This is a genomic window from Clostridium sp. CCUG 7971 (genome assembly GCF_017590215.1).
Classification (GTDB): Bacteria; Bacillota; Clostridia; order Peptostreptococcales; family Peptostreptococcaceae; genus Faecalimicrobium.
This window is the reverse complement of record NZ_JAFFPK010000161.1, coordinates 1-23,507: the sequence shown is the minus strand read 5'-3', so window position 1 is coordinate 23,507 and position 23,507 is coordinate 1. Positions and strand designations below refer to the sequence as shown.

The window sequence follows — 23,507 nt, the reverse complement described above, 5'->3', positions numbered from 1 at the left end:
TTTTAGAAGTTCTTTGTCTATATAGTAAATTTATTCGCTAATATCTAAAGTCTCTATTTTAGATAAATACTTTCTTTTATAATCTATAGCTTTATACTTTGATATTGCACATATCCAGTTTTTGAAGTTATTTTTATTTTTATCAAAACTTTTTATATTGCCCCAAGTAGATAAAAACACATCGCTAACGCACTCTTCTTCATAGTTAATAAGAACCCCTATATGCTTTCTAACTACTGATGTTATAATCCCTCTATAATTGTCTATAAGCATCTCCATGCCTTTTTCCTTTCTCCTTTTTATATATTTAATTATTAATTCGTCCTCCAAATTATTTCCTCCCTCTGTAAAAGCTTTTACAATATCTAATACGAGTTTTAAATTGAAATTCTATCACTTTATTTTAAATTTATTTTTTTCATATTAAAAGCAGAGTTTAAATATTTAAACTCTGCTTATTTATTGTAACTTATTTAGGTTTTATTCATTAATTATTTTCTTTAAATTTATTTTTAAATTTTTACTATTTTATATTTATTTTTTAGATTATTTTTATATAAAGACCTTAAATTTTCAATGGTTTTATTCTCCATATCCTTTTTTCTTATTAAAGCTGCTTGGTCTATATTAAAATAAGTAATAAAATACTCTTTAGTTTCGAATACTTTATAAAAGTTCTCATACTTAAGTTTCCATTCACCTTCAATTGCTGTACTTTTAGCAATTAAAAAGCTTTCATAAAAATCTAGTATACCTTGTGAATTAAATGTTCCCATCTTATCAGTTTTTACTCTTTGTTTAATTTTAGTTTCAACCTTATATATAATTGTTAATATAAATATAATAATTAACATACTAAAAGAAATAAAAAAATCTTTTATATAAAATTGATTTTCACTATAAGCAAGAAGTGTAGACAAAAATGCTATAAATAAAAACATTAACGGAATTTTTATTTTACTTTTTAAAAGTATTGCTATATATAGGAAATTACGATAGTCTTCCTTTCCCATATAGGTTCTTACTGTAAATAGTTTATTGTCATTCATTTTTTACCACCTTAAATTAATATAGTAATATACAATCTACTTATTTTACTATACCTTGAATTTATTTTTTAAATTATGTTTTCTAATAATCCCTGTAATAGAATAACATTTAATTCTATTTAATTCTATATATTAGGCTTGAATAGTCATTATTTGGGCTTAAATAGTTATCTAATAAATTTTATTTTTCTATAATTTAAATTAATAATATTTTTTAATAAAAAATACACTTAATAATAAATTAAGTGTATTTAAGGTATTAGTTATTTATTTAATATATTTTAGTAATTTATTATATGTTTTTTCTGTATCATCACTGTTTTTTTCATTATAATAAATAATTTTATCATTTTTAAGTCTAATCTTTATATAAGGCTTTTTATTTTTATAAATGTATACTATTGCTTCTTCACCTTCAACATTACATACACCTCTAGAATAAATAAAATTACCAGACCCAGTTATTTTACTTGAAATATTTATATCTTCTAAAAGTTCAATATTTTTAATATCTTCTATCTTAAAAGATGTCATTTGCATCCTAATTTTATCATCTTTTATAGTTAATTCATGCCCACCTGTTACATCAACAGTAGCTAAAATTAAACAAAAAACTAGGCATGGTATAGTTATAAATCCCACTGCAAGCAACATGTATTTTTTATCTTGCTTAGTTTGTTCTTTTTTATAACCTGTTTTATATTTATTATAAATACGATTATAGCAAAGAATTAAAGCAATAACTCCAGGTAATGCTAATAATCCCATTAATATAGATCCAATTTCTTTAGAAAATACTGAAATTACCCACGATATAAAGTATAATAATCCATAAACAATCCACATTATTCCAACAGCTTTGTTATAGGCTTTTATGTCTGTAATTTCTTTAGCCTCTACTATAGTTCCAGACCAAAAATGCATAGGAATATTATTTTTAAAAGAATAAATTCCAATTCCTAAAAAAATTACTACTACAGGTATAATAGAAACTAAAAGTACTATATTCTCCCCCATAAATTCATCACACCTTCTAAACTATTTTAAGAAAATTCCTTCTAATTCAATATTTTCATTATAATTTATCGTAAACTGAATCTTTCCATTTTTAAACTTTGCAACCTCAATAACTGATGCTAAATTTTCAGCCCCAACTATACCTTCCTTGCTAATCTTTTCAAATTCTCCTAATTTACCTTTTACAGAATCCCAAGTGTCTTTTAGCGTTTTTTCAAGCTCTTCAGGTGATGCTGCTTCCTTCATCTTATCACTCATTTGTGCTGATATTTTATCGTACTCTTCATTGATAATAAAATCTACAACTTCTTTACCTCTCTCTTTTAAAGTCGCCTCATCAAATGCATCACTTAATTTTGAACTACTACATCCGACTAATATAATCCCCGTTAAAAGTGCTAATAATAATAATTTTACTCTCTTCATAATTTTTCTCCCTCACTTATATTTTTTTAGATAAACTATCTTTTTCATATAGTTTTTTAGAATATATTGCAAACCCTGCTAAGGCTAATCCACATATGAATACATAAATCTCAACTCCAACTATCCCAACGCCGAAAACTTGTGGAAGTATAACCAGCGGTGCATTTACTAATGTATGAATTAGTATTGCAATAAACAAGTACAAAATCTTTTTATTCCTAACTCCATAAAGAACAATCATAGATAAGCCTATATGAATTGCCATAGCACTAATTCTTTCAAATCCTGATGCAAGTGCTAATCCAGGAGTTAAACTTATACATTGGTTGTACAGTAAACTTAAAGCTTCACTTGAGTTTATATTTATTGTTCCATTATTTATAATAATACAAACTATCAATGTAGATAAACAAGATACTCCAGTTAAAAGTATTGCCTCTATTCCTCCATGTCCAAATCCATAAGATATACCATCATCAAACTCACGATTATTTTTTAATAAATATTTAAAAGCTATAAACCTTCCTACTTCTTCAAATATTCCAGCAGTTAATCCTAAAAATATTCCATAAATATAAGGATTTGTTTGCATCTTTATAAACCACATCATATTTGGAAGTACATAAGTTAGTATTGGTACCCTAATTAACATCTGTGATACAAAAAATACCACCATTCCAACAATAAAACTCTTAGGCACTTTTTTATGTTTTTTTGCAAAATAGATAAAGCTTATTATTGGTATTAAAAAACATATTAAAGTACTTACAGCTAAGCTTACTATAACACTACTTTCAATCATATTTACCCCACCTTTATATTGGTATTATAATATTTACTTTGAATTCTTTTTCATCAAAGTCTATTAACATAGTTCCATCATACTTTTCTAATGATTTTTTTATATTTTCAATTCCAAGGCCTTGGTGGTTTTCTTTAGTCGATTTAAACTTTTTATTCTTCTGCATTGGTTTAGTAGTTATAGAATTTGATATATTTATTACTAATAATTCATTAAATTTATTTATATCTAAATTTATATAACCTTTATCTTTAGTTGCTTCAATAGCATTATCTAATAAGTTCGCAAATATTGTTGTTATATCTATATCTCTTATAAATTCTATATTTACATCACCTATTCTACATTCTATATTTATATCTTTATCTTTGGTATAGTTAAACTTTTCGTTCAATATTATGTTTAATACTCTGTTACTTGTATAGTATTTTTGATTTAATTCATTTAACATCTTATGTATATCATCTGTATAATGCTTAGCAGTTTCTGTATCATTAATCTTATGAAGTTCTTCAATGGTATTTAAATGATTTCTTATATCATGAGCTAATTTTCTTGAATCTTGATATTTTCTTTCTAAATTATCGTAGTATTTATATTGAAGCTTAGATTTCTGCTGGTATAAATTAATTTCATTTTGTAGTACATTATTTTTAGATATATTTTCAAACATGTATGTTACATATATATTTACTATAAATATCATGATTGCATTTATAATGAATAATACAATTTCTTCTATACCTGCATATATCTTCATATAGCTTAAAAGTGTGAACATATAAACTATACTGAATATTGGAATAATCATAAATCCAATAAATTGTGTAAACTTTAATCCACTTATTTTTCTTCTGTTCATAAATCCTATTGCAAACCTTGCATAAATAAATTCCATAAGTCTTATTGATATTACAAGTACTATTGGATAATATGCCGTATTTCCAATATATACACTAGTAGTTTGAATTATTAAACTTGTTAGTATAGCTGCTAATCCATCACATAGAAAAAATCCAGCTGAAAATATTAAATAATATAATTTACATGACTTCGAATCATTGTATCCGAAATGTCCTATTAAAATCATTCCTATAGTTATGACTAATATATTAAGAAATCCATTGGCCGTTAAAGATACTATTGTTACTATAATCGAGTAAATTAAATATATTGATATATAAAATATCTTACTTTTATAAATATTTCGCTCTAATTTACTCATAACATAAAAGTAAATATAAGTTACAAAGAAGTTTCCTAAGATCGGTAATAAAATAAATGCAAATATGTTTATATGGTTTTCGATTATACTCTACCCCCTTCTATTTCTTTCAATTTTATTACTAAGATAAATATTTAAACTTTGCCTAAATTGGGTAGATTTTTTTTGTGATAAAGGTATAATACTGCCATCCATCATATGAATATCATACCCTTTTACAGACTTTACATTATATAGATTGATAGAAAAGCTTTTATGCGGCATCATAAAGCTATATTTTTCCATATTTGAACCTATTTCAGATATTTTATCTTTAATAATATAAGAGTAATCCCTACATTTCATTATTACTTTTCTTAACTTATATTCAAAATAATAAATATCTTTTATGTCAATTCTTACAATACCTTCTGTCGTATTAAATTCTAAAACCTCACTTACTTCTTCATGCATATACGAAAGAGCTTCTTCTAATTGATGATGTATATCTTTTTCGCAAACAGGCTTTACTATATATCCAAATGCATGAACACTAAATGCAGATGATGTATAATCTGTGTAGTTTGTTACGTATATTATTTTTACAAGCTTATCTTTTTCCCTTATTCTTTTTGCTGTCTCTATTCCGTTTATGCCTTTCATATCAATATCTAAAAATACAATATCAAAGTTAATATAGTCTTTTATTAACTCTTCACCACTTAAGTATGTGTGTATTTGAGCTTTCGATTGTAAGTAATCTTCTACTATTGATTTAGTTTTATTTAATATATTTATTTCATCGTCGCAAATAGCTATTTTTAACATAATACCCTTTCCCTTTAATCTTTTTAGTATAAAAAGATAATAAACTATTTAACATCTTATTTGCAATAAATTTACTCAAGTTACAGTAAATTATACCTAATATACAGTTATATAAATACTATAGTTTAAAATATAAAAAATATATTAAAAACTATAATTTTGTAGAAAAACCTGATAATATAATAAATATATTATACTTTGAAATAAAATTTTTTAAATATCAAATAAAAAGGGGGAGAATGTGAGTGAAAAATATAAAAATATTTAATTTACTTGAAAAAAGTTTTATATCATTAAGAGAAACTAACAAAAAGGTATGGATAATAGGAATTATAATAGCTATATTATCAGGAGGCCTTAATATCTATGATAGTAATAATGACTATTTTTCTGGAGACTCTAATTATGATTATTCATACACAAATGATAAAAACAATGTAAGCTTAGAAGACGAACTTTATCAAGAGAATGAGTACATAACTGACAAAGAATTTAACACTGTTGTAGATGATCTATTTACATTTGGATTAGGCTCTATAATAATGTTTGTAATTGTAATACTTGCTCTTGTTATAATAATAGCAATTATATTAGGATTATTAATTAGTGTAGCTAATTATTACTTACAACACAGTATTTTAGAGACATTGTCTAAAGAAAAAATAGAAAGGTCACCTTTAGGATTAGTTATTAAGGTTAATTTTATAGTCCTTCTAAAAGTTACATTCGGTCTTATATTATTTATAATTCCAGGGATTATAATTGGTCTAAAATATGCACCAGTAAACTACATAATGTGTAAAAATCCAGAACTTTCATATAAAGAAGTTTTAAAAAATACTAAAGAGCTTAGTAAAGGGTTTAAGTGGAAGATGTTTGTATCTAATTTATTAATAGGTACTATTGCAGTAGTTGCTGTATTATTATGTTCATTAAGTGTATTCGCACCAGGATATATATTAATTGATTTCGCAGAAATGATTTTAACGCTTGCTTTATCTACATTTGCAACTGTATTTAGTGGATTATATAATATACATTTATTCAATGCTATTAATGATTTTAAAAATCCAATAAACTTAGAAGTTTAGAAAATTTTATTTTAAATTACATGTAAGGTATAATGTGTATTAATTAAAATAACCTCCTTTAAAATCATACATATAGTATGTTAAAAAGAGGTTATTTTGTTATAGAAAAATATTATTTTCTATTTTTAAAGTTAATCTTAGTTACATTATCTTTTTTATTAGATTTTGGTGCTATGATACCACTTTTTAATCCTAATAAAATTTCTATTTCTTCTGGATATATACTTAATCCACAGTTTTCTAAGTTATCCACTAAAGTTTGTCCATTCATTATCTTATTATCTATTAACATTTCCACAGCTTTTTTCAACAATTGAGGACTTGTAGCTTTTATATTTTCATCTAATGGTTCTGTTTTTAACCATCCCTTTTTATCCATTTCCTTCATTAAGTACATATATTTTTTATAGTTTATAGCTCCTAAAGTATACGCTCTTAAAATCATTGCAGATATTGGAACTATCCACTTTTTCTTTAATTCTACGTAATCTTCTAATTCACTAACATTAGCTAAATCAGCCCAGAAAGCTTCCTTTGGTAATAAAAATGCACACGCAAATTCATCTTTTGAAAACTTTTTAGACGGTATATTAGCTTCTGTTGATACTATATATGCTAGTTCATAAGCTAAATCAAAGTTTCTTATTGTAGCTGATTTTCTATCATTTCCTAAAGATACTAAATATCTGCTTACCTTATCTATACTTTGCTTTTGAGTAAACGACATTGAACCTTTTTTATCCACATTCATAGATGATATTGCTATTCCATTTACTTCTAGTAATGTCGTCATATTACCTATAGGTCCATCTCCTAATCCCCAATATCTTCTAACTTTAGTAGCTAATTCTTCTATATCATCATACTTACTTAAGTTGTCTGCTAATTTCATTTCTGGGAATTTTATATATCCTTCTATAAAAGATATTATTCTATGAGTCATTACTAATTTTTCTTTATAAGAAATTTCTTCCACTCTTGGTATTGGTGATTCTGGTCTAATATGAGTACTTTCAACTAATACCTTTATACTATCTTTTTGAAAGAAGTACTCTCTTGGGAATTTTAGTGCATTTGATATTTTCATCTCATTTTCAACAACTGGCTTGTACTTTTCTTCTTCAAAAGCTATTAAATCTTTTTTATTTATTTTAGTTTCACTAGCTAATTGATCTATTGTTTTACCTCTATACATTCTTGCAACTTTTAATCTTTTTCCGTTAAATATCTTTTTTTTGCTCATATTTTATCTCACTTTCATAATTTATGATATCCGTCATCTTAAAATTTAAAATGCTCTGGATAAAAGTAATACCCAGAGCATTATTCAAATAATATTATGTCGATAATATTATCATATTTATTATATATAGTCAATTATAAGCCTAATTTATCGCTTATCCCCTGCATAGCTTCTAGAGATAATTGTGCAAATTCATTAAATGGAATACCTATTTCTTCAATACTTCTCATTGCTTCTCTACTTGCACCTGCTGCAAATTTTAATTCTTTCATACGTTTAGTAATAGATTTTACCTTTACACTAGATATCTTTTTATCTGGATATATAAGTGCTATTGCTGTAATAAACCCTGTTATAGGATCTGCTGCATATATAGCTTTATCCATAGTACTTATTCTTTCTATCCCATTATCATAGTTGTGAGCTTTTATAGCTTGATATATGTATTCATTTCCAAACTTTTCATTTTGAAGAAGTTCTACAGCTTTTATACCATGTAACTTTGATTCGTCAGGATTATTTTTATAATCTAACATATCTGAATCTAAATCATGTAAAAGTCCTGCTATCGCCCATTCTTCTTCCTTTTCTGGCTCTAATTTTTTACCTAATTCTCTCATAACTACTTCAACTGCATATGAATGTTTAAGTAAATGTTCACTATCTAGATATTTGTTAAGTATTTCTATTGCTTGTTCTCTCATTTCCCTTTATCCTCCTAAACCTCTATACTTTATTTTATTATTATTCTACACCTCTATAATAATGGCCTGCACATACCCCTCTATCATCTAATTCATTATAAAGTTTTGTAGCTTTTAAACCAAGCTTGTAGTCATTATTTAATACTTCTTGATAAGCTTGTATTACTTTTCTAACCATTTCTCCATCTTCTAATGTAAAATCTAATCTAAGTATATTTATGCCGATTTCATTTAGTTCTTCTAAATTATCTAACATACAAGTTACCTTTGAATTGTATATAGTACTTCTACAGAATATATCTTGAGATACTCTATATTTTTCATCTTTAAAGTCTTTTAAAGCATAAGTACTTTCCTTACATTTAGCAACTCTCTTATCTTTTTTACAGTCTCTTACAACTACACCCATTGGACAATACTCTGTTATCATAAGTGGAGTATATCCATATACAACTCCTTCAATATCCATGTCTGTATATTTTAAAGTTTCTTTTATCTCATAAATATTTAACTCTTGAGATAAACATAATGTATTTGCTCCAACTTCTTTAAAGTAATTTACAGTTTCACTATTAAATGCATTTAAGTAATAGTCTATATTTAATTCTTTATCTTTAAAATAATCTATTGGTCCCCAGCTACCAACTTGTACAGAATTTATTCCAGATTCTTTTGCTTTATTTAGTTGTGAGTATTCTTTATATCTTATTATTCTAGGTGTAGAGTAAACTAGTTTAGTATTGTATTTATGCGACATTACTATAGCTTCATCTAAAGTTCTTACATCTTCATAATAAATTGTTTCAATACCACATTCTAAAGTTTCTCTTAATTGTTCTAAGTTCTTAACTTTTACAGATAAACTTTCTTTATTATCTCTTCTTACTTTAGTTGGGTTATATTTTACTACTTTATTCTTATAGCTTCTATTTTTTATCTTAACTCTTTCTTCGTCTAAAGCCTCAATACAATCTCTTCTCATTTGGTTTAGTATACTTATTGGTAAACTTATATTATCATCTAAATCTATTTCTAAATTCCTTAGTAAATATGGGGTATTACCCATTTTTTGTAACTGAGTTTCTATCTTTTCTTTACTTAAAGCTACTTTCATGGCTTTTTCTACTATCTTATCTCCAACTACTTTTGCACTATTTCCTTTAGTATCACTTATAGTTAATACTGGATTTTCACCTAGTTTTATGCTTATTTTAGCATCTACATCATTTTTTATAAGTTCTTTATCTTGTTTAAATGTAGCTTGTACTCTATCTATTAATTCACTATCTGAAGTTTTAAATACTACTTGTCCTCTTTTAGCTTCACCAACAAAATCTAGTTCTATTAAATCACCTTTATAACCTATTGTAGTTATTTCACCATTTTTAATAATTCTACCTATTGTTCCGCCGCCTAGGTTTATTCCATCACCCTTTTTAAGAGTATTTTCTAGTATCATTTTTAATCTCTTAGTTTTTTTATTACAATCTAAAACTTTTCCTATATACAGACCTTGGTTATTAGGTATTTCAGAGTTCATTACTTCTTCTCCTACTTCTCCTAATATTAAACCTTTAGTGAACTTTCTATTGAATATAACGTGTAAGTCATTTATAGTTTCATTTGATACTTCTAATTTTTTAGTAGTTTGATATTGTTTTATTGCTTCATTATAGCTACCTATAACTGTCGCTACATATTCCGGTTTTTCATTCTTCCTTCTATCTTTAAAGAATGTACTCCAGCATCCATTATTTTATCTATTTCTTCTATTGTACTTAAATCTCTTTGGCTTAACAGATAATCTCCATTACTATTTATTACTTCTCCAGTATGAACATCTATAAGCTCATATTTTTGTCTACATGGTTGTGCACATCTTCCTCTATTACCTGATCTATTACCTATCATCGAACTCATTAAACATTGACCTGAGTAACATACACATAATGCTCCATGAACAAATACTTCTATATCAGCTTTACAGTTATCACATATATATTTTATCTCATCTACGCTTACTTCTCTTGCTAAAACTACTCTATCAAACCCAACTGATTCAAGGTATTTTACATCTTCTAGTGAGTGCGCAACCATTTGAGTACTTGCATGAAGTTCAAAATCTGGCAACATCTTCTTTATAATCCTTGCCATACCTATATCTTGAAGTATTATTGCATCTACATCTATATCATATAAAAACTTTGCATACTCTACAAAGTCATATATTTCATTTTGTTTTATTAAAGTATTCGCAGTTACAAAAACTTGCACGCCTCTTATATGTGCATATCTAACAGCTTCTTTCAATTCATTTCTATCAAAATTATTTGCTGATGCCCTTGCACTAAAATCTTTACCTCCAAGGTATACAGCATTAGCTCCATTTTGTACTGCTGCCTTTAAAGCTTCAAATGACCCAACGGGTGCTAACAATTCTATGTCTCTCATATTATCCTCCTTAAAATTCGCTTCGCTTAAGCCACTGCGTGGGCGCTACACTTTACTAAAAATATTATATCTCTATAATATCCTTAATTATAAAAATTAAAACCTTCAGGTTAACTCCTGAAGGCTTAATTTTACTATCTTTTTGCTCTCATGAATTTTACTTCATTTTCAAGCTCTGTTTTTTCTAATTGTACTTTATATGCTTTATTTTGGAACTCTGATGCTAAACTTTCTGCAATTTTTGCTCTTTCGTTCGATTCATCTATAGAAGTTTTTAGCTCTTCTATTTGAGTTTTATAAGACTCTACTTCTTCCTTTGAAGACTCCGTTTTATTTGATAATATATCAATTTCTTGTTTTTGAGATTCTATTACTTTATTTAATTCTTCTATCTTTGCTTCATACTTAGCATGTTCTTTTTCTTTGCCTTGTAATTCTAGATGTAATTTTCTAATCTCTAATTTAAGTTCTTCGTCTGATGAACCAACTTTTTTCTTTAATTCTTCATTTTCCTTAGCTAATTCGTCGTTTGACTCTGAACATTCAAATAATATATCTGTAATGTTTACTGCTGTTACTATAGCTGAAACAACAGTACTTAGTTTCGGATTTGCACTTATAACCTTACTCATCTCTTTATCGACATATGATGCAACAGCTATCATATGTTGTTCCGACTTATCTCCAACCATCGGATATTCAGCCCCATTAATCTTTACCATTACCTTATTCATACTAACACGCCCCTTAAGTTAGTTAGTTTGATCTTAAGTTTGCATTTAGTTTTTCACTTAGCTCACTTAATATCTTATCATGTACTTTTGCTACATCTTCATCTGTTAAAGTTTTTTCACTACTTCTATATGTTAAAGAGTATGCTATTGATTTATATCCATCTTCTATTTGAGACCCTTTGTAAACGTCAAATAATTTATAATTTTCAACTAATCCACCTGAATTAGCCTTTATTATGTCTTCTATTTGTTTTACAAATACTTCATCTTTAACTATTAATGCTATATCTCTAGATGTTGATGGATATTTTGGTAATGGAGTGTATATTCTAGTTCCATTACAATTATCAAATACTAAATCAGTATTTATTTCAGCTACATAAACCCTTTGCCCTAAGTTGTAGTTTTCATCTACATTTGGATGTAATTCTCCAAAAGTACCTATACATGTATTATTATACACTACTTTTGCACATCTTCCAGGATGGAATGTAGAATTTGTCATTTCTGGTTCTATTTCGTAATCTTTTAATCCAACATTATTTAATATCATTTCTACAATTCCTTTTAAATTAAAGAAGTCTATTTCTTTACCATACATTCCTACACATAATTTCTTAGTTTCAACTGGTAAACCATCTTGTGGAGTAAATGTATTTCCGCATTCAAATGCTGATACTGATTCTACTTTGTGAGATATATTTGTAGATATTACATCTAACATATTAGGTATTAATGTAGTTCTCATAACAGAAGTCTCTTCACCTAATGGATTTATTATCTTAACAAAATCTCTCTTTGAATCATCTTGAGATAAGTTTATTTTATCTACACCTCTTGGGCTTACAAATGAATATGTTAATATTTCATTTAACCCTACTGATATAGCATTATTTTTTATATTGTCCATGAACTTTTGCTTATCAGTTTTTACACCTGCTGTAGCATTTCCTTCTAAATCAGCTGATGGAATATTTTCATAACCATATATTCTAGCTATTTCTTCTAATATATCTGCATCTTCAGCTATGTCCAATCTGAAACTTGGAACTTCTAATTCTAATTTATCAGAACTTATTAGGTTACACTTAAACTCTAAACTTTCTAATATACTTAAGAATTGGTCAATTGATACGTTAACACCTAATAATTTATTTATTCTTTGAGGGTTAACTGTCACCTTTTGAACTTCTTCTTTCTTTGGATAGTAGTCTAACATTCCGTTTAATACTCTTCCACATTCTAATTCCTCTATTAGTTGGCAAGCTCTATTTACAGCCATTTCTGTTAGGTTAATATCTATACCTTTTTCGAATCTAGAAGACGCTTCAGTTCTAAGACCTAATTTCTTAGACGTAGCTCTTATATTTTCTTTAGCAAAACTAGCTCCCTCTAAGAATATAGATGTTGTTTCATTTTTTATTTCTGAGTTTTCTCCACCCATTATACCAGCTAAGTCTAACGTCTTATCTTGGTTTCCTATTACTAACATATCTGATGTTAATACTCTTTCAACACCATCCAATGTAGTGAATTTTTCATCTTCATCAGCTAGTTTAACTATCATTTTATTGTATTTTATATCATCTAAGTCAAATGCATGAAGTGGTTGACCTAACTCTAACATAACATAGTTTGTTATGTCTACTATATTGTTTATTGGTCTCATTCCTGCTTCTATAAGTCTTCTTTGCATCCAATATGGAGAAGGACCTACTTTAACATCTTTTACAACTTTACCACAGTATCTCTTGCATAAATCTGTTTGAATATCTATTTCAAATTGCATTTCTTCATCAGAGCCATTTACTTTTATTTCTGGAAACTTTAATTCTGTTTCTAATGTAACAGCGGCTTCTCTAGCTATACCCATTATCGATCTACAATCAGGTCTGTTTGAAGTTATTTCAAATTCGATTAATGCATCATTTATTCCTAAAGCTTCTCTTACATCCATTCCTAACTCAAATGAATCTTGATGGTCTAATATATATATACCATCTTTTTTATGATCTTCAACATATTGAGATGGTATAGTTAATTCTTCAGCACCACAGAACATTCCTTCCGATAATACTCCTCTTAACTTACCTTTTTTTATTTTAAAGTCTCCAGGAAGTACTGCACCTATTCTAGCAACAGGAACATAATCTCCAACTTTTATATTTTTAGCATTAGTTACTATTTGAAGAATTTCTCCATTTGCTACTTCAACCTTTGTAACTGTTAATCTTTCTGCATCTGGGTGCTGTTCTATTTCAAGTATTTTACATACCTCAACACCATTTGTTTCTTTTCCAAAGAATTCTACTTTCTCAACTTTTGACCCTGTCATAGTCATCATATCAGCAAATTCTTGAGTATCTTTATCTATATTAACGTAGTCTCTAAGCCATTTTAAAGGTACTAACATATTAAATCCCTCCTAATTAAAATTGATTTAAAAATCTCATATCATTTTCGAATAATAATCTTATATCGTCTATTTCATACTTAAGCATCGTAATTCTATCTACACCCATACCGAATGCAAATCCACTGTAAACTTCTGGGTCTATTCCACAGTTTCTAAGTACGTTTGGATGTACCATTCCTGCTCCTAATATTTCTATCCATCCTTCACCTTTACACATAGAGCATCCTGCACCATCACACTTAAAGCATGTAACATCTACTTCTGCACTAGGCTCTGTAAACGGGAAGTTGTGTGGTCTAAATTTAGTTTTTGTTTCTTCTCCAAATAATTTCTTAACGAACATATTTAATGTTCCTTTTAATTGTGCCATTGTAACATCTTTACCAACTACAAGACCTTCTATTTGATGGAACATTGGTGAGTGTGTAGCATCTGGAGAGTCAAATCTAAAACATCTCCCTGGAGATACTATCTTTATAGGTAACTCTTGGTTTTTCATAGTTCTAACTTGAACTGGAGATGTTTGAGTTCTAAGTAATAATTCACTATTTATATAGAATGTATCGCTCATATCTCTTGATGGATGGTCTTTAGGTGCATTTAATGCATCAAAGTTGTTTGCAACAGTTTCAACTTCTGGACCTTCTGCTATTGAGAATCCCATTCCCATAAATATTTCACTTACTTCATCTATTATTTGAGATATAGGATGTTTCTTTCCTACTAAAGCTTCTTTAGCTGGCATAGTAACATCTATAACTTCTTCAGCTAATTTCTTTTGTTGTTCTATAGCTTTTAATTCTTCTTTTTTAGAAGATATATTTCCTTCTATTGATTCTCTTACCTTATTAGCGACTTGGCCTATAACTGGTCTTTCTTCTGCTGATAATTTACCCATTTCTTTAAGGATAGCAGTTATTTCACCCTTTTTACCTAAGTACTTAACTCTTAAGCTTTCAACTTGTTCTATACTAGTAGCATCTTTAATATCACTTAAAGCTACTTCTTGCAAATTAAGTAATTTTTCTTGCACTATTATCACCCTTTCACGTCTTTTTTGTATTAAAAAAAGCCCTTCATCCCTATCTAGGGACGAAAGACTATAATTTCGCGGTACCACCCTAGTAGTTTATTAAATAAATTAATAAACCACCTCTAATAAACTTAACGCGTTCTAACGTTAAAGCCTACTTTAAATTTCAGCTTTAATACTCCAGAGGGAACTTCTTTTGAATACTTAGAAAGTACTTTCAGCCTTGGTACTTATCTCTGAGCTAAGTTGATTCAAAATACTTTTCTCTTTCATTGTATTTTAAATATACTTTTACATACAATTATATCATAAAATTTATACAGTTTTCAATATCCTAAACTAAGTATTTCTTTATCTCATACATTAGTATTGCTGAACTTATAGCAGCATTTAATGATTCTGCCTTCCCATATATAGGTATCTTAACCAATGTATCCGATTTTGATACTAATTCACTATTTATTCCATTAGCTTCATTTCCTATAACTAAAGCGACTTTATAATTATATTCTATCTCATTATAGAAATTGTTTGTATCTAAGTAACTAGATACTATATCAAAGCTCTTTAACTTAAGTAATCTTAGCGCTTCATCCTGAGTTGCATGAATTATATTCATATCAAATATAGATCCCATTGTTGATCTTATAACCTTTGGGTTATATATGTCTACACAACCTTTTAGTGCTATTATAGCATCAACTCCAGCTGCATCTGCTGTTCTTATTATAGTTCCCATATTTCCTGGATCTTGTATTCTATCTAATATTAATACAAATCTATTTTCATCTTTTAGGCTAGTTTCTATATTCTTAGGTTTAAAATTAACAACACCTAATATACCTTGAGTACTTTCTGTATCTACTAATTCATTAAATATTTTATTTGTAGTCTTATATGTTTTTATATTTTTATCTTTAAGTATATCTAAAAATTTTACATGTTCTTCTTTATTTTCAAAATCTTCATTTATAAATACATAATCTAAATCAGCTCTACAATCTATTGCTAAAGTTAGTATTCTATATCCTTCTATTATAAATTTAGATTCTTTATTTCTATTTTTTGACTTTAGTAATGATTTAGTGTATTTAACTTTATCATTATCTTTTGCTGTTATCATTATAGCCATGGCTATTTTCTCCTAATTAAATCATTATTTTCTGATGCTATGCTACTTATTTTATTATTTTGACCAATTACAACTAAGATACTCCCTAATCTAAGTTCCTCATCTGGTGAAGGTGTGACATTTATGTTTTTTCCACACTTTATAGCAAGTACAGTTATTTCATATCTAGCTCTTAGTTCTAACTCTATTAAAGTTTTTCCTACCCAGCTAGTTGGTGTAACAATTTCAACTATTGAGTATTCTGGATCTAATTCTATATGATCTAATATATTATCGGATACTAGATTATGTGCAACTCTTACTCCCATATCTCTTTCTGGGAATACCACTCTATCTGCACCTATTTTATATAAAACTTTAGCTTGTAATTCATCTTTAGCTTTACATACTATTTGAGATACTCCCATTTCTTTAGCTATAAGAGTAGCCATTATAGATGCTCTTATATCTGATCCTATTGCTATTATAGCCACATCAAAGTTTCCAAGTCCTAATGATCTTAATGATTGCTCATCTGTAACATCTACTATAGCTGCGTGAGTAACTTTATCTGCTATGTTTTGAATTACTTCTTCACCTTTATCTATAGCCATAACTTGATGACCTAATAAGTGCATAGTTGTAGCAACTGAAGCACCAAATCTTCCACAACCAATAACTATATATTGTTTCATAATATTCTTCCTCTCAGTACAAAATTAATTATATTAATATATTTTAACCTACTATTATTTTTCCTTCTGGATATCTTATTGGAGGACTCTTTCTTGTTCCTCTTGAAATTATCGCCATGAATATAGTTAAAGACCCGACTCTTCCCATAAACATAAATAACATTATTAAAATCTTTCCTATCCCACTTAAACTTGGACTTCCACCTATACTTAATCCAACTGTTGCAAATGCTGATACAACCTCAAATCCAGCTTCAACTAAACTAAATTGTGGATCAGTTATAGATATAAGTAATGTTCCAGATACTACTACTGATATCCCTATAAAAAATATTCCTAATGATTTTCTTACCGTAGAATCTGATATTCTTCTTCCTAGTACTTCTATATCTGCTTTTCCACGTATGAAACTTCTTACTGTAAGTATTAATGTAGCTAGAGTAGTAATTTTTATACCACCTCCTGTTGATGCTGGAGCGGCCCCTATAAACATTAATATAATCATTATAAATATACTCCCTTGGTGAAGTAGTGTTAAATCTACTGTATTAAATCCTGCAGTTCTTAATGTTACTGATTGGAAAAATGCTGCTAATACTTTTCCTCCAGAGCCTAATTCTCCTAATGTATCTGGGTTATTAAACTCTAAGAAAAATACAGATACCATTCCTAAAACTATAAGTATACATGTTGTAATTAATACTATCTTAGAATGTAAATTCAATTTAGATATTTTTTTATTTCTTATAATATCTAAAATCACCGGGAATCCTAACCCTCCTAATATTATAAGTAACGATATAGTAATGGTAACTGTAAAGTTGTTAACATAAGATGTTAATGATGAAAACTGACCACTAACAGATCCCATTAAATCAAATCCAGCATTACAAAATGCTGATATTGCATGGAATATACTATACCAAATACCTCTTGTAAGCCCAAATTGAGGTATAAATACTGTTGATAATAATATAGCACCTATACCTTCTATAAGGAATGTTATAAGTATTATATACCTTGTTAGTTTAACTAATCCTGATAAATCTATTTGATTTAATGATTCTTGGATTAAAAGTCGTTCTTTTAAATTTATTCTTTTTTTCATTAGTAAAGCAAACATTGTCGTTGCAGTCATAAATCCAAGACCACCAACCTGTATTAGTCCTATTATTACTACTTGCCCAAAACCACTCCAATATGTAGCGGTATCAACAGCAATTAATCCCGTAACGCATACTGCAGAAGTAGCTGTAAATAAAGCATTTAATAAACCTATACTCTCACCACTTCTTGATGATATAGGTAAATTTAATAATAATCCGCCTATTAATATAATTGATGCAAATCCTGCTACCATTATTTGAGTAGGTTGCATTTTATATATATAGGCGGCAATTTTATTGAGTATAGCCTTCACTTTAACGTAGTCCTCCTTTATAGATTATAGTTCTTAATTTTATTTTTTAAATTTTTTGTATACAAGTCTTTGAATTATTACTCTATTATATTCCAATTTTTATTTAAAAACAACAGCATAAATTATTATATAAATATATATCATAATTTATTAAAAATTATAAGATATATTTATATAATAACCCTTTTTACAGTATAAATATTTATTATTGTAATAAATATATTATAAAACTAAAAAAAGCCATAGCTCATTTGAGCCACAGCTTTTTATCGTTTATATTAAGCTAATTTTGATTTAGCAACTTCTACTAATTTAGCAAATCCTTGCTCATCATGTATAGCCATTTCAGCTAACATTTTTCTGTTAACTTCTATTCCAGCTAATTTTAATCCGTTCATGAATCTTGAGTATGATAATCCATGAGCTCTAGTTCCAGCATTTATTCTTTGTATCCAAAGTCTTCTGAAGTCTCTCTTCTTTAACTTTCTTCCTATATATGCGTTCTTTAACGCCTTCATTACGAATGCATTAGCCGGTCTAAATAATTTACTTCTAGATCCTCTAAATCCTTTTGCAAGTTTTAACACTTTTTTATGTTTCTTACGAGCGTTCATAGCTTTTTTAACTCTTGCCATCGTTATGACCTCCTTTGTTTTCCTCTTTTAATGTTTTTATATTTAATCCGTTTTTTAGTATGGTAATAATTGCGCTATTCTTCTAGCATCACCTTCACTAACTAATCCTGACTTTCTTAATTGCATCTTAGTTTTAGCAGCCTTCTTAGTTAGTATATGTCTTCTGAAAGCCTTAGCTCTCTTTAATTTTCCACTTCCAGTTTTCTTGAATCTTTTAGCAGCACCTCTATGAGTTTTCATTTTAGGCATGTTAATTTCCTCCTCTCAGTTAATCATCTATTTTTTTGGATCTATGATTACAACCATGTTATTACCCTCAAATTTAGGGGCCTTAGCTGGTTCTCCAAACTCTTTTACTATATCTATGAATTTAAGCATTACTGCTTTTCCAATATCTTTATGTCCTAATTCTCTACCTCTAAATCTAAGCTCTACCTTAACTTTGTCACCTTTTTTAAGGAACTTTATAGCATTGTTAGCTTTAGTATTTAAATCATTTTCTTCTATACCTGGTCTAAGTCTTACTTCTTTTACAGTTATAGTCTTTTGATTTTTTCTAGCTTCTTTTTCTTTTCTAGATTGTTCATATTTATATTTACCATAATCCATAAGTTTACATACCGATGGATTAGCATTAGGTGATATTTGTACTAAGTCTAAGTTTTTACTGTTAGCCATTGCTTGAGCTTCTTTAATTGATACTATTCCAAGTTGCTCTCCAGTTTCAGATAAAAGTCTTACTTCTTTATCTCTTATTTCTTCATTGATTGATAATTCTTTGCTAATAGTAGTACACCTCCAAGTTTTTTATATAAAATAAAAAGCGAATGATATAAATCATCCGCTATATAAGTTAACACATTAAAACAAGTTTTATACTAAATGTATAAAAACTCAACTTATATTTACCCAACAACTTACATCGTAAGGTGAGAAGCGGACTTCTTCTTCGTTTTTAATTATTACTCTATTTAATATATCACTTTCTTGTATTAAATGCAAGTATATTTTTATTTTTTTTTAGATTTTTCTCAGTTTAATTACTTTGATTTTTTATTCATTAATATATTCTTATATATATTTTCAAAATTTAACTATATGTAATTATTTATCTAAATTCTGGTTATACTCTATAATGTTACATAGTGTAAATTATTTATAAAAATTTTAATAATAATTAATAATAAATATTAGTAACTTTGGAAAATATAAAATAAATTAACAATTTTATTATTGAGGTGTATGGCTATGAAAATGTTGGACAATTTTTTTAAAAAAGTTAATAAACCAGTACCTGTATTTGCTCAGACTAAAATGGAAAAAGAAAATCCACAAGATGATTCTAATTCCACTAAACCTAAAACTACATTTTGTGATGTTGCAGGTTTAGAAGAAATAAAAGAAGAGCTTTTTGAGATAGTTGACTTTATGAAATCTCCAGATAAGTACAAGAAAATGGGAGCAAAAATTCCTAAAGGGGTTCTTTTTTATGGACCTCCTGGTACAGGAAAAACTCTTCTTGCATCAGCGGTTGCTGGAGAAACTAATGCCTCTTTCTTTAATGTTACTGGATCTGAATTCGTTGAAAAATACGTTGGTGTAGGAGCAAAGCGTGTTAGAACATTATTTGAAAAAGCTAGAAAAGAAGCTCCAAGTATAATATTTATAGACGAAGTTGATGCTATAGGAGCAAAAAGACATTTAGAAAGTAATAATGAAAAAGACCAAACTTTAAACCAACTATTAGTTGAAATGGATGGTTTCGTAAAGGACTCAAATGTAATAATAATAGGTGCAACAAACAGACTTGATTTACTTGATGAAGCATTACTTAGACCTGGAAGATTTGACAGACATATACACATTGGTTCACCTAATTATAATACTAGATTTGAAATATTAAAAGTTCACACAAATAACAAACCATTAGACCCTAGTGTTGACCTTGAACTTTTAGCTAAAAAGACTCATGGATTTAATGGAGCTCATCTTTCAAATATAGCTAATGAAGCTGCTATATTTGCAGTTAGAGAAAGTAGTAACGTTATTACTTCTATACATTTTGATAAGGCAATAGAAAGAGTTATTGCAGGACTTGAATCTAAAAATTCTAAATTGATAGAGAAGGAAAAAGAAATAGTTTCTTATCATGAAGCTGGTCATGCCCTTGTCAGTGATTTAGTAGGTCTTTGTCCTATACAAAAAATATCTATAATTCCTAGAGGTCAAGCTTTAGGGTATGTTCTTCAACTTCCTGATGAGGATAGATATATTTACACTACAGAAGAGTTAACAGGGAAAATGAAGATTTTACTTGCTGGTAAAGCATCTGAAGAATTAATATTTAACCACAAATCAACTGGCGCTAAAGACGACTTAAAGAAAGTTACTGATATCGCTCATCAAATGGTTTGTGAATATGGAATGAGTAAATTAGGCTTTATGACTATTGATGGAAATGATAAAACTTTCCTATCAGGTCAAATACAAAAAGAAGCTAATGATATAGTTCAAAAATGTTATGATGAAACGTTAGAATTATTAAGAGATAACATAAATGACTTGCATATAGTTTCAAAGCATTTATTTGAAAAAGAAACTATGACTCATGATGAATTAAAATCTTTAATAAGAAAAGAAATGTGTTAAAAAAACCTTAGATTTATATCTAAGGTTTTTTTTATTTAATATTATGCTTGTATTACATTAGTTCTTTCTTCAACTTCTTGTAAAACAGTAGCCATAAATTCATTTAAATCAAGGCTTCCTATTTCACCTTTGTCTCTACTTCTTACAGATACAGTCTTATCAACAGCTTCCTTTTCTCCTACTATTACCATATATGGTATTTTTTGAAGTTGAGCTTCTCTTATTTTAAATCCAGTCTTTTCTGCTCTATCATCTATTTCAACTCTTATACCTTTAGCAAATAAAGCTTTTTTAACTTCATTAGCATAATCATTGTATTTATCAGATATAGGAAGTATTCTAACTTGAGTAGGAGCTAACCATACTGGGAATTTACCAGCATAATGTTCTATTAATATTCCTATGAATCTTTCTATACTACCGAATGCAACTCTGTGTATCATTACTGGTCTATGCTTTTCGCCATCTTGACCTATATAAGTGATATCAAATCTTTGAGGTAATTGCATATCTAATTGTATAGTACCACATTGCCAAGTTCTACCTAAGCAGTCTCTTAAGTGGAAATCTATTTTCGGTCCGTAGAATGCTCCATCACCTTCATTTAACTTGTATGGTAAATTAAGCTCTTCTAAAGCTTCTCTTAAACCATTTTCAGCTGCTTCCCACTCTTCATCAGATCCCATTGAATCTTCTGGTCTAGTTGATAATTCTAAGTGATATTCAAATCCGAAAGTTTTATATACAGTATCTATTAATTTTACAACACCTTTTATTTGATCTTTAATTTGTTCCGGTAACATGAATATATGTGCATCATCTTGAGTAAAAGCTCTAACTCTCATAAGTCCATGTAGTGCACCAGATAATTCATGTCTATGAACTCTACCTAACTCAGCTATTTTCATAGGGAAATCTCTATATGAATGTGGTTTAAAGTTGTAGAATAACATTGAACCTGGGCAGTTCATTGGCTTTATAGCAAAGTCTTGTTCATCTATTTGAACTGTGTACATATTTTCTTTGTAGTGATACCAATGTCCTGAAGTTTCCCATAACTTTCTATTTAATATTATTGGAGTTTCGATTTCACTATATCCATCTTCTCTGTGGATTTCTCTCCAGAATTTTAATAATTCATTTTTAAGTTCCATACCTTTTGGTAAGAATAATGGGAATCCTGGTCCTTCTTCTGGTATGAAGAATAAATCTAATTCTTTACCTAATTTTCTATGGTCTCTCTTTTTAGCTTCTTCAAGCATGTGTAGGTATTCTTCTAAATCTTTGTTCTTTTCAAAAGTTATACCATATATTCTTTGAAGCATTTTGTTCTTTTCGTCTCCACGCCAGTAAGCACCTGCTACACTTAATAACTTAACCGCCTTAACTTTTTTAGTTGAAGGTAAATGTGGTCCCCTACATAAATCTGTGAAATCCCCTTGCTTATAGAAAGATATTATTTCTCCTTCTGGTAACTCTTCTATAAGTTCAACTTTGTATATTTCTTTATTTTCCTTAGCCCAAGCTAAAGCTTCTTCTCTTGGTAATTCGTATCTTTCAACAGCTATATCTTCTTTAGCTATCTTCTTCATTTCTTTTTCTAATTTTTCTAAATCTTCATTTGTTAATCTATGCTCTAGGTCTATATCGTAGTAGAATCCATTTTCTACAGTTGGCCCTATAGCAAATTTAGCATCTGGGTATAATCTCTTTATAGCTTGTGCTAGTATATGAGCTGATGTATGTCTAAATACATCTTTCCCTTCTGCATCATCAAATTTAAATAAGTTTAATTCACAATCTTCTTTAACTATGTGATTTAATCCTACCACTTTACCATTTACTGATGCTGCAACTATAGCTCTAGCTAAACCTTCACTTATAGACTTCGCTATATCCATAACAGAAACTTCATTTTCAAATTCTCTTACTGATCCATCTTTTAAAGTAACTTTTATCATTGTTTTTCCTCCTCAATTTAATTTTTTTATAAAATAAA

Annotated in this window: 22 protein-coding genes, 1 pseudogene and 1 other annotated feature; of the genes and pseudogenes, 2 read left to right on the top strand and 21 right to left on the bottom strand. The window is 28.1% G+C overall.

Going from position 1 to position 23,507, the window contains the following annotated elements; translation table 11 throughout:
• Nucleotides 1-30: 30 nt before the first annotated feature.
• The 7 genes from JWF52_RS17355 to JWF52_RS17325 form a co-directional block, all read right to left on the bottom strand.
• On the bottom strand, nt 31-330 hold the full coding sequence (locus JWF52_RS17355; RefSeq protein WP_208334745.1) for a sigma factor: 300 nt from the start codon (nt 328-330) through the stop codon (nt 31-33).
• 182 nt (nt 331-512) lie between these two features.
• The gene (locus tag JWF52_RS17350; RefSeq protein ID WP_208334744.1) at nt 513-1,049 is read right to left on the bottom strand and encodes a YcxB family protein; all 537 of its coding nucleotides are present in this window, start codon (nt 1,047-1,049) and stop codon (nt 513-515) included.
• A gap of 267 nt (nt 1,050-1,316) precedes the next feature.
• On the bottom strand, nt 1,317-2,066 hold the full coding sequence (locus JWF52_RS17345; protein ID WP_208334743.1) for a hypothetical protein: 750 nt from the start codon (nt 2,064-2,066) through the stop codon (nt 1,317-1,319).
• 21 nt (nt 2,067-2,087) lie between these two features.
• On the bottom strand, nt 2,088-2,492 hold the full coding sequence (locus JWF52_RS17340) for a DUF3887 domain-containing protein (protein ID WP_208334742.1): 405 nt from the start codon (nt 2,490-2,492) through the stop codon (nt 2,088-2,090).
• 16 nt (nt 2,493-2,508) lie between these two features.
• Nucleotides 2,509-3,294, bottom strand: a complete 786-nt coding sequence (locus JWF52_RS17335; protein ID WP_208334741.1) for a YhfC family intramembrane metalloprotease — start codon at nt 3,292-3,294, stop codon at nt 2,509-2,511.
• Nucleotides 3,295-3,307: 13 nt separating this feature from the next.
• Nucleotides 3,308-4,519 carry a sensor histidine kinase gene (locus JWF52_RS17330; protein WP_208334740.1) on the bottom strand — a complete coding sequence of 404 codons (1,212 nt, stop codon included), beginning with the start codon at nt 4,517-4,519 and terminating at the stop codon, nt 3,308-3,310.
• 90 nt (nt 4,520-4,609) lie between these two features.
• Entirely contained in the window at nt 4,610-5,326 is a 717-nt protein-coding gene (locus tag JWF52_RS17325; RefSeq protein ID WP_208334739.1) for a LytR/AlgR family response regulator transcription factor, read from the bottom strand.
• A gap of 245 nt (nt 5,327-5,571) precedes the next feature.
• Between JWF52_RS17325 and JWF52_RS19795 the strand changes: the two genes are divergently transcribed.
• On the top strand, nt 5,572-6,417 hold the full coding sequence (locus tag JWF52_RS19795) for a DUF975 family protein (RefSeq protein WP_208334738.1): 846 nt from the start codon (nt 5,572-5,574) through the stop codon (nt 6,415-6,417).
• A gap of 112 nt (nt 6,418-6,529) precedes the next feature.
• On the opposite strand, the gene JWF52_RS17315 is transcribed toward JWF52_RS19795, so the two are convergent.
• The 13 genes and pseudogenes from JWF52_RS17315 to infC all read right to left on the bottom strand — a co-directional run bounded on the left by JWF52_RS17315 (nt 6,530) and on the right by infC (nt 19,645).
• Nucleotides 6,530-7,660, bottom strand: a complete 1,131-nt coding sequence (locus tag JWF52_RS17315; RefSeq protein WP_208334737.1) for an XRE family transcriptional regulator — start codon at nt 7,658-7,660, stop codon at nt 6,530-6,532.
• Between the two features lie 134 nt (nt 7,661-7,794).
• On the bottom strand, nt 7,795-8,364 hold the full coding sequence (locus tag JWF52_RS17310) for an HD domain-containing protein (protein WP_208334736.1): 570 nt from the start codon (nt 8,362-8,364) through the stop codon (nt 7,795-7,797).
• 40 nt (nt 8,365-8,404) lie between these two features.
• A complete protein-coding gene (locus JWF52_RS19790) occupies nt 8,405-9,904 on the bottom strand; it encodes a U32 family peptidase (RefSeq protein WP_353654972.1) in 1,500 nt (499 codons plus the stop codon).
• A 57-nt stretch (nt 9,905-9,961) separates the two neighbouring features.
• A pseudogene (locus tag JWF52_RS19785) lies at nt 9,962-10,815 on the bottom strand (peptidase U32 family protein); the annotation flags it as partial.
• A gap of 134 nt (nt 10,816-10,949) precedes the next feature.
• On the bottom strand, nt 10,950-11,549 hold the full coding sequence (locus JWF52_RS17300) for a cell division protein ZapA (RefSeq protein WP_208334735.1): 600 nt from the start codon (nt 11,547-11,549) through the stop codon (nt 10,950-10,952).
• Nucleotides 11,550-11,571: 22 nt separating this feature from the next.
• Nucleotides 11,572-13,962 (bottom strand): phenylalanine--tRNA ligase subunit beta, encoded by a 2,391-nt coding sequence (gene pheT / locus JWF52_RS17295; RefSeq protein ID WP_208334734.1) that lies wholly within the window; start codon nt 13,960-13,962, stop codon nt 11,572-11,574.
• A 16-nt stretch (nt 13,963-13,978) separates the two neighbouring features.
• Nucleotides 13,979-14,998 carry a phenylalanine--tRNA ligase subunit alpha gene (pheS, locus tag JWF52_RS17290; protein ID WP_208334733.1) on the bottom strand — a complete coding sequence of 340 codons (1,020 nt, stop codon included), beginning with the start codon at nt 14,996-14,998 and terminating at the stop codon, nt 13,979-13,981.
• A gap of 52 nt (nt 14,999-15,050) precedes the next feature.
• Nucleotides 15,051-15,280, bottom strand: a binding site (T-box leader).
• A 52-nt stretch (nt 15,281-15,332) separates the two neighbouring features.
• A complete protein-coding gene (locus tag JWF52_RS17285; protein ID WP_208334732.1) occupies nt 15,333-16,130 on the bottom strand; it encodes a TrmH family RNA methyltransferase in 798 nt (265 codons plus the stop codon).
• 2 nt (nt 16,131-16,132) lie between these two features.
• Complete coding sequence (locus tag JWF52_RS17280) at nt 16,133-16,804, bottom strand: potassium channel family protein (RefSeq protein WP_208334731.1); 672 nt, start codon at nt 16,802-16,804, stop codon at nt 16,133-16,135.
• Between the two features lie 43 nt (nt 16,805-16,847).
• The gene (locus tag JWF52_RS17275) at nt 16,848-18,182 is read right to left on the bottom strand and encodes a TrkH family potassium uptake protein (RefSeq protein ID WP_208334747.1); all 1,335 of its coding nucleotides are present in this window, start codon (nt 18,180-18,182) and stop codon (nt 16,848-16,850) included.
• Between the two features lie 320 nt (nt 18,183-18,502).
• Nucleotides 18,503-18,859, bottom strand: coding sequence for a 50S ribosomal protein L20 (gene rplT / locus JWF52_RS17270; RefSeq protein WP_042277013.1), 357 nt, complete (start codon nt 18,857-18,859; stop codon nt 18,503-18,505).
• Between the two features lie 54 nt (nt 18,860-18,913).
• A complete protein-coding gene (gene rpmI / locus JWF52_RS17265; protein WP_042277016.1) occupies nt 18,914-19,108 on the bottom strand; it encodes a 50S ribosomal protein L35 in 195 nt (64 codons plus the stop codon).
• Nucleotides 19,109-19,135: 27 nt separating this feature from the next.
• Nucleotides 19,136-19,645 carry a translation initiation factor IF-3 gene (gene infC / locus JWF52_RS17260; RefSeq protein ID WP_208334746.1) on the bottom strand — a complete coding sequence of 170 codons (510 nt, stop codon included), beginning with the start codon at nt 19,643-19,645 and terminating at the stop codon, nt 19,136-19,138.
• Nucleotides 19,646-20,107: 462 nt separating this feature from the next.
• Between infC and JWF52_RS17255 the strand changes: the two genes are divergently transcribed.
• Complete coding sequence (locus tag JWF52_RS17255; protein WP_208334730.1) at nt 20,108-21,508, top strand: ATP-dependent metallopeptidase FtsH/Yme1/Tma family protein; 1,401 nt, start codon at nt 20,108-20,110, stop codon at nt 21,506-21,508.
• A 41-nt stretch (nt 21,509-21,549) separates the two neighbouring features.
• Here JWF52_RS17255 and thrS read toward each other — a convergent pair whose 3' ends face one another.
• On the bottom strand, nt 21,550-23,469 hold the full coding sequence (thrS, locus tag JWF52_RS17250) for a threonine--tRNA ligase (RefSeq protein WP_208334729.1): 1,920 nt from the start codon (nt 23,467-23,469) through the stop codon (nt 21,550-21,552).
• Nucleotides 23,470-23,507: the final 38 nt, after the last annotated feature.

Coding starts and splice junctions, on each gene's coding strand:
- JWF52_RS17310 (WP_208334736.1), bottom strand. CDS start 8,364: ATGAGAGAACAAGCAATAGAAATACTTAACAAATATCTAGATAGTGAA.
- JWF52_RS17350 (WP_208334744.1), bottom strand. CDS start 1,049: ATGAATGACAATAAACTATTTACAGTAAGAACCTATATGGGAAAGGAA.
- JWF52_RS19790 (WP_353654972.1), bottom strand. CDS start 9,904: ATGAACTCTGAAATACCTAATAACCAAGGTCTGTATATAGGAAAAGTT.
- thrS (WP_208334729.1), bottom strand. CDS start 23,469: ATGATAAAAGTTACTTTAAAAGATGGATCAGTAAGAGAATTTGAAAAT.
- JWF52_RS17285 (WP_208334732.1), bottom strand. CDS start 16,130: ATGGCTATAATGATAACAGCAAAAGATAATGATAAAGTTAAATACACT.
- rpmI (WP_042277016.1), bottom strand. CDS start 19,108: ATGCCTAAAATGAAAACTCATAGAGGTGCTGCTAAAAGATTCAAGAAA.
- JWF52_RS17275 (WP_208334747.1), bottom strand. CDS start 18,182: ATGCAACCTACTCAAATAATGGTAGCAGGATTTGCATCAATTATATTA.
- JWF52_RS17300 (WP_208334735.1), bottom strand. CDS start 11,549: ATGAATAAGGTAATGGTAAAGATTAATGGGGCTGAATATCCGATGGTT.
- JWF52_RS17330 (WP_208334740.1), bottom strand. CDS start 4,519: ATGAGTAAATTAGAGCGAAATATTTATAAAAGTAAGATATTTTATATA.
- JWF52_RS17255 (WP_208334730.1), top strand. CDS start 20,108: ATGAAAATGTTGGACAATTTTTTTAAAAAAGTTAATAAACCAGTACCT.
- JWF52_RS17325 (WP_208334739.1), bottom strand. CDS start 5,326: ATGTTAAAAATAGCTATTTGCGACGATGAAATAAATATATTAAATAAA.
- rplT (WP_042277013.1), bottom strand. CDS start 18,859: ATGGCAAGAGTTAAAAAAGCTATGAACGCTCGTAAGAAACATAAAAAA.
- JWF52_RS17280 (WP_208334731.1), bottom strand. CDS start 16,804: ATGAAACAATATATAGTTATTGGTTGTGGAAGATTTGGTGCTTCAGTT.
- JWF52_RS17315 (WP_208334737.1), bottom strand. CDS start 7,660: ATGAGCAAAAAAAAGATATTTAACGGAAAAAGATTAAAAGTTGCAAGA.
- pheT (WP_208334734.1), bottom strand. CDS start 13,962: ATGTTAGTACCTTTAAAATGGCTTAGAGACTACGTTAATATAGATAAA.
- JWF52_RS17340 (WP_208334742.1), bottom strand. CDS start 2,492: ATGAAGAGAGTAAAATTATTATTATTAGCACTTTTAACGGGGATTATA.
- JWF52_RS17345 (WP_208334743.1), bottom strand. CDS start 2,066: ATGGGGGAGAATATAGTACTTTTAGTTTCTATTATACCTGTAGTAGTA.
- JWF52_RS17335 (WP_208334741.1), bottom strand. CDS start 3,294: ATGATTGAAAGTAGTGTTATAGTAAGCTTAGCTGTAAGTACTTTAATA.